Raw genomic sequence first — 12,080 nt, forward strand, 5'->3', positions numbered from 1 at the left:
TAACCATTTCTAGCACCCTGTGGATAACTTTTGAATTTTTTAACTATTTTAGCGTTCTATGACCTTAAAATTTAGACTATTAGGGGTTAGCCAGTAGAGTTTTTAGAATTTTTTAGCTAATATTAGCTAAAAAATATCAAAAATTGACCAAAAATCAAGAAATTTACAAAGAGAAAGGGAGTTTTTCTGATTTTTAGTAAAAAAGTTTGATTTTTCGGCTATTTTATGCTATAATAAATATACAAATAAATATAACTTTTACTATATGTGGAGGGTGAAAAAGGTATTCACCGCCTTTGTTTGGTTTCTGGCCATTACTTTTTTTATTGGAATAGCGGCGGCCAAGGCGGGAAGTTTGACTCCTTCGGCGGCTCCGGGCTCTACTATGCGGAGCTTGTCGGAGATTTTTAACACTTTGGCCGGTACTTATGATTCTTCTGCCCAGATAGCCGATATTGACGGAAACGTTTCACAGCAGTTGAAATACATTGCTGGTTTAAGTTTGCAAAATATTTACACCAACTCTTCCGCCGCCACTATTACCACCACGGATAACAAAACGATTACTTTTAGTTTAGCGGATACGGCGACGGACTCAAACTTATTAGTCAACATTTTGGGTGGCAATAAATTTGAGGTGCAGAATAATGGCACGGCCGTTTTTACCGTTAACTCGGACAGCGTTGATATTTTAAGCGCCGCCGCGCCCACTGTTGATGCTGCCGGAGAAATAGCGATTGACTCAACCATTGCCAACCAGCAGGGCACCTTGGTATTCCATAATGGCACAGCAGAACAATACACGGTGGCTTTGGCTGCCGCAGATTTGCCGACAACAGACGATTATGTTTTGGCCTACGATGCCGATAATGATAAATATTATTTTAAGGCCGTGAGTTCGGCTTCTTCCGCTTATGATGATATTGGCGATCCGGATGCCGATTCCACCATTGCTTTTGCCGGATATACCAATACTTGGACATCAACTTTGGATACGGGAACAATTTCCACCATTTCCAATACTGATAGTAACGATTTTTCTGGCGCTACTTCTATTTTAGATTTAAAACTTTCCAATGACGGCGATGCTAATGGTTATTTTCTGCGCGGTTATGACAACAGTGGAAATGATTTGAAATTTTCCATTGGCTCTAATGGCGCCGTTGTTTTTGGTTCAGCCAGTGTTTCCAGCTTAAATGTTAATAACGGCGGTATTACCAACGGAGGAAATATTGACGCTACCGCTGGCCTTGATGTGTCTGGCGGTGCTTTTAGTTTTACGGGCACGGCCGGCTCTTGGACAATTGCCGCGGCCAATTCAGCTCTCACCCAAACCGGTACCGGCACAGTGATTTTCACCGGCAATGTTGATGCTGGTTTAGGATTAGATGTTACGGGTGCTATTACTGGCACTACTTCCTTGGATGTTGACGGTTCGGTTAATTTAGCCGATACCACCGCCGGCTCTGATGTTACCATCGGCAATGCCACCGGCAATATAGCTTTGACTTCAGACAATTTTGACACTACTCTCACTGATGCCATCGATGATGTTTTTCAGATTAAAAATGCTACCGGCGGCACAGTATATTTTGATATTGACCTTGGGGCGGCTGACGCCGTCACCCTTGGTAATGCTGCGGCTACCCTTACTCTTGCGGGTTCCACTATCACCGCTGACAATCTAACTGTTACTAATGACATTGCCCTCACTTCCGGCGGCTCTATTGCCACCACTGCCAACGGCAACCTTACTTTACTACCAAATGGTTCAGGTATCACCATTGTGGGCGATGCCGGTGCCACCTCGCATACTTTAAATACTAACGACGATTTGTTTATCGCTGGCAGATTAGAGGTTGATGGCGCCGCCTATTTTGACAGCACCATAACTATTGCCCCTTTATCCGCTAATGCCCAAAAAGGGATAACTTTAACTGTTTCCGCTGATACGGATGGAGATATTGTGTATGGAACGTATAGCACGGTAAACACCGGCACCGGCACTCTGGCGGCAGATGGTAGATTTGCGTATGGCGTTTATAATTCCGTTGAGGCCAGTACGGACACTGATGTCGGCGAGAACTATCAAGCGGTAGCCGTTGGGGTTAGAAACGACCTTACTGTTACCGGAGAGATGGGCGTTTCCACTGGCGTTTATAATTACGCCGATGCTAATTTGGAGGATTACGGCGAGATTGAAGGCGTTTGGAACTATTTATCACCAACCACCATTATCACGCCTAACGGAGGAAATTTAACCGGAGTTGGCAACGCCATTTACGCCAATAATTTAACCGCGGGGAATACTTTAACAATCTATGGGGTCAGGAATGATATTTTGACGACCTCCGCCGGCGGCACTATTACAGCTTATGGCGTTGATTCCAATATGAGAACCAAGGCCGGTGATACTGGCTATCATATTTCCATCGGCAATGGCTGGGGGGCTTCCACCGGCGGCACGCAGTACGGTTTTTATTCCAATGTCAGCGATACTGATATAACCTATTACCCAATTTATGAAGCCACTAATAAGGGCTATAACATTTTATATTCCAATACTCGCATTGGCGGCACTACGGACCCGACTAATGCTTTGTCGGTTACTGGTATGGTTGATTTTTCTAGTGCCCTTGCTTTGGGTAGTGACCTCACTATTTACGAAGCCACTAACGACGGCAGTCCGGAAATCCGTCTTGGTTCTGCCGACGCCGAAGAATTGCATATCCAAGCAAATTATACCGGCGGAGCTCAAACTCTTGCCAGCGTCACCTTTACCACTGACACAGCCCTCGCTGGCGCGGATTCGGGTAAATACATCTTTAACGTAGATGGTGCGGATATTCTCACGATTGATGATGGGGGGATTGATGTTGTAAACTCCATAACCGCGAGAGATGAGACCTTAACTTATGATGCCCTAGGCGCGACTTATCCTTCTACTGCTGGATTGGTGTTACAAAATACAACCGCAGCCACAAATGTCGCTGCACAATATTCACCCGCTTTGGAGTTTATAACTCAAGCGTGGAGTGGTACGGCAACGCAAACAGATAATTGGAGAATTTTTGCAGCCCCTATATACCCTGGTGCTCACCGTAACGATTTACAAATTTATTCTAAAGAAGGGGCAGGCGCCTGGACTCGAAGGGCGTTTTGGATGGAGGATGGTAGTCTTGTTTTGGGAAGTAACTCAGCTTTGCAATTAAACCCTGTCCAAACAACTTTTGGGGTAACGTATACCCCGACAGTCTTAGGAATTTTAACAAACCGCCCCTTAGCTTTGACGAGTAACTATACAGATGGAGCGGGTGTTTCCGCTGTTGCCATCGGAAGCTCTTCCTCTTACAGCGCCGGGAAGTTAGCGTCATTTATGAATAACACAACAGAAAAGGCATATTTTCTTTATAATGGTTCTTTGACGATTTATGACGCTTCTAATGATGGCAGTCCAACTATTAAACTTGGCGCGGCTGATGCTGAAGAGCTAACTATCCAGTCCGTCTATGACTCCGGCGCCCAGACTTTGGATTACGTCAAATTCACCACTGATGTTGCTTCCGGCACGGCAGACAAAGGCAAGTTCGTTTTCAATGTTGATGGCACGGATATTTTAACCGTTAATGATGGGGGGATAGAGGTGTCAGGAACTGTTAGCGGTGTGGCAGATCAGTCGTTGGATGTGCGGAGCGGAGAAGCAACCGGAGATACTAACGGGACAACTCTTACGTTAGCCGCTGGTGATGGTGGAGCAGCTACCACGGGCGGAGTTGGTGGCGATTTGGTTATCTACGGGGGAAATGGCGGGGAGGGGGCAGAAGATAATGCCGGCGGGAAGGTTTATTTGTTTGGCGGAAACAGCGCGAATGCTGGCGCCGATGGATGGGTAAGTATTGGAAACGTAAATCCAACTCAAACATTGGGTACGGATTCGCTTATGATTGGGGATGTTCTTGAGGTTGCTGGCGCTGCTTATTTTGACAGCACCGTCACCTTAGCCGGCACTCTTGGTCTATCTAGCGACTTAACTATTTACGAAGCCACTAACGACGGCAGTCCGGAAATCCGTCTTGGTTCTGCCGACGCCGAAGAACTGCACATCCAATCCGTCTACGATGGCAGTGCGCAAACTTTAAACTATGTTCTCTTCCAGACCGATGTGGCTTCCGGCACGGCAGACAAAGGCAAGTTTGTGTTTAATGTTGATGGCAGTGAAATTCTTAATATCAGAGATAGTGGAGCTCTTATTTATGGTAGCGCGGCGGTGGGTGACGGCGCTTATTACGCTCCGTCTATGACTTTTTCCAGCGATGCCGACACTGGTTTTTATTTGGGAGGTAGCGGCCAAATCTATGTTACAACAAATTCTGCTCTGACTGCCGCATTTACGACCACTGCTTTCATGGCTAATAACTTAACCACTATCGGCGCTTCCGCAATGACTATTGTGGCTAGTGCTAGTGATAATGCCGCCGCTATTGCAGTAAAAATTGGTAACTCCAATCCTCTTTCCACTTCCGGAGCTAAAATTATTTCTTTCTATAGCGATAACCTCTCCACCGAAAAGGCCTACATAGACAAAGACGGTTTACTTGGTTTGGATGGTGGCATTACTATGGCCGGTGATATTACCGATTACGAAGCGACTAGCGACGGTTCACCCGAAATCCGTCTGGGCTCGGCCGATGCTGAAGAGCTCCATATCCAAGCGAACTACACGGGTGGGGCGCAAACCCTTGCCAGCGTAACTTTTACCACTGACACAGCCCTCGCGGGAGCGGATTCAGGTAAATACATCTTTAACGTTGACGGCACGGATATTTTGACCATTGATGATGGGGGATTGGAATTAACTGGTAATATTACTTTGAATTCAAGAGGAACTATCTCAGATGACGGCACTACCTTCACTATCCTTCCCACCACCGGAGATTATGTAAGGATCGGCGACGCAGGAACGACTAGCCAATCCTTGGCTGCTAATGATGATTTATTGATTAGCGGTAAATTGGAGGTTAATGGTATAACTTATTTTGATGCTGGAGCTTATTTTTCAAATAGTTTAGGTGTGATGGACGGCCAGACCCTAAATATGGGAACTATAGCAGGCACTGGTGCTGGTTTTTATGTGGATACAACACAAGACCAGTTGATTTTTTGGACTGGCACGGCATTAGGAAATTCCCTTATTATTACGGGGGGCAACACAAATAGAACAAAAGACCACGATTTAGTCGATCAGACAAATCCGACTTTGGCTATCTTTTCGGCCACTTCTCCGGATACAAGCAACAACGAGTATGGCTTATTAGCACATAACCAAGCTAACTTTGTTCTCTCAACAGGCGCTAATGTCGGAACTGGAACTGGACCAACTACAATCAATAACGGTTTTCTTGTCGCTCTTGGCGACCTCACCGCGGCTGCGGCGGGGAACTATGGCGTGTCTATCACAAGAACATTAAGCGATGCGGCTTCGGCAGGTGGCGAGACCTATACCCACATCTTAGCTAATTTGACAGAGACAGATAAAACCGGCTGGCCGACTGTTAGTTTGCTGGACTTGCAGGTGGGTGGAACAAGTAAATTCTTAGTATCAGATACTGGTGATTTAACGATTTATGACGCCTCCAATGACGGCAATCCTTTAATTACTTTAGGAGCGGCAACAGCCGAAAAATTAACCATTAAAACTGTCTATGACGCTGGCGTGCAGACCTTGGATTATGTGGAGTTTGTTACTGCCGCTGCCAGTGGCACGGCCGACAAAGGTAAATATATCTTTGATGTAGATGGCACGGATATTTTGACGATTGATGACGGGGGATTGGAATTAACTGGTAGCGTTAATGCGACTGCCGGATTTACCGATGGGACAATGACGATTGATGGTTCGGGCGCTATTACTGGTGTTACCTCTTTGGCGATGGGCGGGGCGTTGTCTGGTGTTACCACCCTCGGAATGTCCGGCGATTTAACAATGTCGGGTAATACAGTTAATATCACTCATTCCGGCACGACTTCTCTTACCATTGCTTCCACAAGCGGAACAGTTGCCATAGAAAGCGTGGTGTTCACTGGTGGAGCTATCAGCTCGGCTACAAGTATTGCTATGGGTGGCACCCTTACCGGCCTCACCACTGCCATCACTGGCACTAAAAATAACGCTTTGGCAATCAGCGTTCCGACGCAGGGGACAGACGATGCGAACGGTGTAGGCATATCAATCGTTGCGGATGATGCCGGAAGCGGCGGGACAGGCAACCATAACGGCGGTATTTTGAAATTGAATGGCGGAGAAAAAGCTGGAACTGGTTATTATGGCTATACTATGGTCGGCGCAAGTGGAGCTGCTAGTTTTAACGGGGCTATTTATTATGATAATTCATTCTATGTCCAGGGGCGTAGTTATCTTGACGGTTTTACTGTTTTCAATAGCGGATGGGCGGTTGGGGATAATGCTTATGTTATGGGTGGGACCGTGGTATCAACAAATTGGTATTCTCACGTTGATACAACGAACAACCAATTTACTTGGGGTGTAGGTAGCGGTCTGGGGAGACAATTTTTATTAGTTGACTCGCTTTATGGGGGCAGAGATTTTGATATTGCGGCACAAACAGATCCATTACTAGGTATTTTCTCCGGAATAGACCCCGATATATCAAATAATCAATATGGTGCGTTTTCACATAACCAAACGAATCTGGTTCTATCAACGGGAGCGAATGTCGGCACAGGGACAGGGGCGACCACGATTAACAACGGGTTTCTTGTTGCTTTGGGTAGTCTTACTTCCGGCGCCGCCGGTAACTATGGAGTAAGTATCACCCGCACTCTTAGTGATGCGGCTTCGGCAGGTGGTGAAACCTATACCCATATCCTCGCCAATATAACCGAAACCAACAAAACCGGTTGGCCGACAGTTAGCTTGATGGACTTGCAGGTTGGCGGAACAAGCAAATTCTTGGTATCAGATACCGGCGATTTGACTATTTATGACGCTTCCAATGATGGCAGCCCAACTATTAAGCTTGGCGCGGCTGATGCTGAAGAATTAACCATTCAATCCGTTTATGATACCGGAGCTCAAACTTTGAACTATGTTCAATTCACCACTGACGCGGCTTCGGCCACGGCTGACAAAGGTCAATTCAAGTTTAATGTGGATGGGACGGAGATTGCAAGGATTGATGACGGGGGATTGGAACTTGATAAGGACATTTTATTAAAAGAAAATGGGTCAAGTGTTAATAGTGGTATTTTATACATGCAGGCGGACGCTGCCGGAACTACACAAACCGCGCAAATTCAACTTATGCAGGGAGCTGACCCCTGGCTGCAATTTTATATCCCGATTGACGGTACCGGTAGTGCGGCGACAGTCCTTAAAATCAAGGACGACCGGATTATCCTTGGTACTGATGAATTAGCGACCGACGCCGTAATAGAGTTTTGGGGCAATAGTAATAGCGGCACGCTGACATATATGGAAGATGAAGACAGATTTGATTTTGCCGAAACAGTCAAGGCCGTCGGTTTGCAAAGTACTAATCAAGTTATTATCTACAACGGCACTGACCCTTCGGCTTCGGTGACTGACGCCATTATCCTTTACGCCGTTGATTATGATGACGGCGATGCGTCAGTCACTTCCGAATTATTTGTTCGTGACGAGGACGGCAATGAAACCAACCTTTCTCCGCATAATTTTTCGGCTATTCCGGAAGGCAAGAGCGAAGAAATGGCCTGGTCATTCTTTTCTAGAAAAGATGACAAAGAAATTAACGTGGATATGACCAAGGTGGTGAGAATTTTGGAAGAGTTGACCGGCGAACAGCTGATTTACATCAAAGATTTAAATGAAAATAAATTATTAGATAAAGAATCGGACAAAGACAAATACGAAGTGCCGGATTATTTGGATGATTCCTTGGTGTTAGCTGACATAATTTCCAACGGTTTGAACAATGGCGAGGTGGTGACCAGCGATGGAGCGACGGCCTATTGGTCGCTTGACGACAAAGACAATTTAATTACCGCCAAAGCCTTTGGCGTGGAGTTTGAAACATCGGACGGCAAACGCGTGATGTTCTCTTTGCTTTCCGATAAAGCGGAATTAATGATTTCCGGCTCCTCCACTTTGACCAATGGCCAAAAGATTATACTCTTTGAAGAAGTTGACCCGACTTTTGCGGAGATAATTTCTCACAAGGTTCCTTTTAAAGTTATTTTAACTCCGACCCAAAATACGCAGGGCTTGTATGTTTCGGAAAAAATGAAATCAACGGACGATAAATATATCGGTTTCACGGTCAGAGAGTTAAACGGCGGTAATTCCAACATTGATTTTGATTGGATGGTGATGGCGGTGCGCGCTGGCTATGAGCCGGAAGAAGAAATCGTTGTTGAACCAGTTGCGCCATCTACAGAACCGACCGTGGAAAATCCGCCAATTGAAGACCCCGACCAAAGTGGAGGGGCAGATAATCCGCCCGCCGAGGAACCTCCGGCAGAAGAACCGGTAGTAGAGAATCCTCCAGTTGAAGAAGAGCCGGCCGCCGAAAACCCGCCAGAGGAAGAACCTCCGATTGTTGAGGAACCACCCGTGGAAGAACCCCCGGTAGAATAACTTTTAAATCAGATTCTTCCCCCGCCAAGGCGGGGTCAGAATGACACACTTATTGTCATCCTGAACGCAGTGAAGGATCTCTAATTCGAACCCATGTCCAAAAGATATTTTGTTTATATTATGACTAATAGAACAGATAAGGTCTTATACACGGGTATTACAAACAACATAATAGCGAGAGCGTATCAACATAAAAACAAGTTGATTAAAGGATTTACTGAAAAATATAATGTTGGCAAACTAGTTTATTGCGAAGACACAAATGATGTCGGAGCGGCCCTTGAAAGAGAAAAGGAAATAAAGGGTTGGTTGAGGAGAAAGAAAATCGCCCTGATAACACAAGCCAATCCTAAATGGGAAGATTTGTCGGAAAATATGTAGAATTCAGATTCTTCCCCCGCCAAGGCGGGGTCAGAATGACAAAAAAATAAAAAGTTAGGATGACAATACAAAAACATGATGTCATCCTGAACGCAGTGAAGGATCTCTAATCAAACTTATGTCCGAGAAAAACATCAAATTAAAATGTTTTAAAAGGATAGCGATTTATGTTTTCGCTTTCTTTTTGCTTTTAGGACTTTTTAAGGTTGTTGACTGGGTGCGGGCCGGCAGTTTGAACCCCACCGCCGCACCGGCTACTAGTATGAACAGTTTGGAGGATGTTTGGAATGTGGTGGTTGGTACTTATGATTCCAGCGCCGTTGACGCCAATGCCAACGGGAGTATTTTAGAACAATTGAAAGATATAAAAGAGGGGCTGGGAATGTGATGGTAAGAATATAGAATTGTCTCTTGGTTATTTTTTAACACGCAAAAGTGATTAAAAGAAAAGCAATAAATTTTTTAATATTTTTTTTCGGAGCTTTTTCTCTGGCTCTGATTTTTTTTGTTTTTCAGCCGGCCTTAGCCAGTACCACCGACGGCACAATTGACAGTTCCTATCCATATGCCTGGGGCGAGAACATTGGCTGGCTTAATTTAGGCACAACGGAAGGCGATGTGCATGTCACTGATTCGGCTTTGTCCGGCTACGCCTGGGGCGAGAACATCGGCTGGATTTCTCTTAATTGTTCCGATGGCAATTCCTGCGCTACGGTGGATTATAAAGTAGCCAATGACGGGGGCGGCACTTTGTCCGGCTATGCCTGGGGCGAAAACGTGGGCTGGATAAATTTTAATCCGACTTACGGCGGCGTAAGTATAGATAGTTCTGGTAATTTTAGCGGCTATGCCTGGGGCGAAAATACCGGCTGGATTATTTTTAATTGTTCAACAACTTCTTCTTGCGCGACCGTTGATTATTCCGTCAGGACAGATTATCGCCCGGGTTCGTCCAGGTCAAAATGTAATAACGACATAGATGATGACGGTGACGGTCGGACGGATTACCCGGCTGATAACGGCTGTACTTCTGCTGATGATAATGATGAAGGTGATGGCGGCGGACCGGGACCGGCATCTCCCGGTGATGGCGGCGGAGGGCTGCCCCCGGCCTTTAAAGTCGTTATTAATAATAATGATGTTTATACCAACAATCGCTCCATAAGTTTGCGGTTGGAATTTGATGCCACAGTTCAAAAGATAGCTATTTCCAATCGGACGGATTTTTTAAATGCTGTTCAGGAACTTCCCGTTTCGGTGAAAGGATGGGATTTATGCGGACGGGATTTAGAGTGCCCGGCGGGCGACTATACGATTTACGTCCATTTTTATGACCAATACGGGTTTATTCTCGGCACTTTTTCCGATTCTATAAAATTAGATTATGCTTATGCCCCAGTTCTTCCTCCGGCTGAAGCGGTTGCGCCAAGCGAAGAAGTTTCTCCGGGTGTAGAAATAGCCCCTCCCACCACGCTGCCTTCCGGTGAGCAACCATTTTTCCCTCCGCTTCCGGAACAGATAGAAAAGGTCTTGGATTTAGTTCCTAAATTTTTAAGCAAATTGGTCCCCGGATTTTTAAAATCAAAAATAGAAGGGCTGGCTCCCTCGGAAGTCCCCTTGGAAAAAATAGTCCCGCTTTATACGCCCTTGGCAATGAAGGGCGAGTGGGATTTATTTTCGCGGGAACCTTTAAGGAGGTTTGTTTTCGCGCCTTTGCCCACAAGCATCCGCGCTTTGACGCAGAAATTTCCGGAGTTAGGCAAGACCTTCGCGGAAGTCGGAATCACCAAAGTCACCGATATCCAGAAACTGGAAAACGCGCAGATTACTTTGCCGGGCTTGTCCGAACTCGTCGGCTTGCCGACAGTTGAGGAATGGGGCCAGTTGACCCTCGTTCAATTGGGGCAGATGTCTGGCGTAGAGATAAAAAATACCGGCTTGGAGAATTTCACTTTGGAGCAATTGGAAGCCTTGGCCGGAGCGGAATTTAGCAAACTGACTTTATCCGAACTCCAAAAAATTATCGGAGTTCCGGCAACAAATACGGGAATTGAGAGTTTAACCCTGGCTCGCCTAGAGCAAGGTGCTGGTTTGCCGGCAACGGCGATTGAAGCCGGTGAATTAACTTTGCCACGCGGCATACCTTTAGCCCAATTACCTTTTCAATTTAAACAAAAGATGCCTTCGGAAATTATTTTTGCCAGAACCGGCGGGGAAATTATAGATTTTAATATCGCCCTGACCATCAACGAGAGGGGGCAGGCGGAGCAGAAAATTGTGACCGTGGCGGGCCGCACTTTGAATCTGGCGGTGAAACCCGACGGCCCGGCTCAAAAAGTTATTGGCTATTTAGTTTTTAAATCACGCGCTTCAACTCCCACGGCTTTTGAGGGGCCGGTGGATTCTTTGATTTATTCCTGGCTTTTTGGTCAGCCGGCGCTGGCGCAGGAGGAAAAAGAGCCGGTGCGCGTTGAAGAAAAGTTGGTGCTATTAGAATTTGAATATACCGACCCGGATAATGATGGCATTTACACGGCGGAAATTCAGGCGCCGGTAGTTGACGGTGAATACGAAATTATTACGGTGATTGATTATATTGACCCGGAAGTGGGGCGGCGTCAGTTGCGCCTGCTGGCGGTGGTTGACCCGGAAGGTTATATTTATGAGGGTTACGGCGATAAAGAAATTCGCGTTCCGGGCGCCATTGTTTCTATCTTTTGGTTAAACCCGCAAACTAAGGCCTATGAACTCTGGCCGGCTAAAGATTATCAACAGGAAAACCCGCAGGTGACAGATATTACCGGCAAATACTCTTTTTTGGTGCCGCCGGGGTTTTACTATACCACGGTAGAGGCCAATGGTTATCTTAAATATGAAGGCAAGCCTTTTCAGGTAAAAGAAGGCCGGGGCGTGCATTTTAATATAGAAATAAAGCCCAAATATTGGTGGTTGAAAACTTTGGACTGGAAAACCGCGGCTTTAGCAGTGGTGATTTTGTTCTTACTTTACAATTTTTATCAGGACCGCAAAAGAGATAGATGTTTAAGAAAATAGTGGATAAAAC

The 12,080-nt window shown here is 45.9% G+C and carries 4 protein-coding genes; all 4 read left to right on the forward strand.

What is annotated here, in order from left to right; translation table 11 throughout:
* The first annotated feature begins 265 nt into the window (after nt 1-265).
* The 4 genes from PHG22_00065 (at nt 266) to PHG22_00080 (ending at nt 12,070) form a co-directional block, all read left to right on the forward strand.
* Nucleotides 266-8,635 carry a hypothetical protein gene (locus PHG22_00065; GenBank protein ID MDD5490178.1) on the forward strand — a complete coding sequence of 2,790 codons (8,370 nt, stop codon included), beginning with the start codon at nt 266-268 and terminating at the stop codon, nt 8,633-8,635.
* Between the two features lie 93 nt (nt 8,636-8,728).
* A complete protein-coding gene (locus PHG22_00070; protein MDD5490179.1) occupies nt 8,729-9,016 on the forward strand; it encodes a GIY-YIG nuclease family protein in 288 nt (95 codons plus the stop codon).
* Nucleotides 9,017-9,134: 118 nt separating this feature from the next.
* Nucleotides 9,135-9,404, forward strand: a complete 270-nt coding sequence (locus PHG22_00075) for a hypothetical protein (GenBank protein MDD5490180.1) — start codon at nt 9,135-9,137, stop codon at nt 9,402-9,404.
* Nucleotides 9,405-9,451: 47 nt separating this feature from the next.
* Nucleotides 9,452-12,070, forward strand: a complete 2,619-nt coding sequence (locus PHG22_00080; GenBank protein ID MDD5490181.1) for a carboxypeptidase-like regulatory domain-containing protein — start codon at nt 9,452-9,454, stop codon at nt 12,068-12,070.
* The last annotated feature ends 10 nt before the right edge of the window (nt 12,071-12,080 follow it).

The organism is Patescibacteria group bacterium, assembly GCA_028716045.1.
Classification (GTDB): Bacteria; Patescibacteriota; Patescibacteriia; order JAQUQO01; family JAQUQO01; genus JAQUQO01.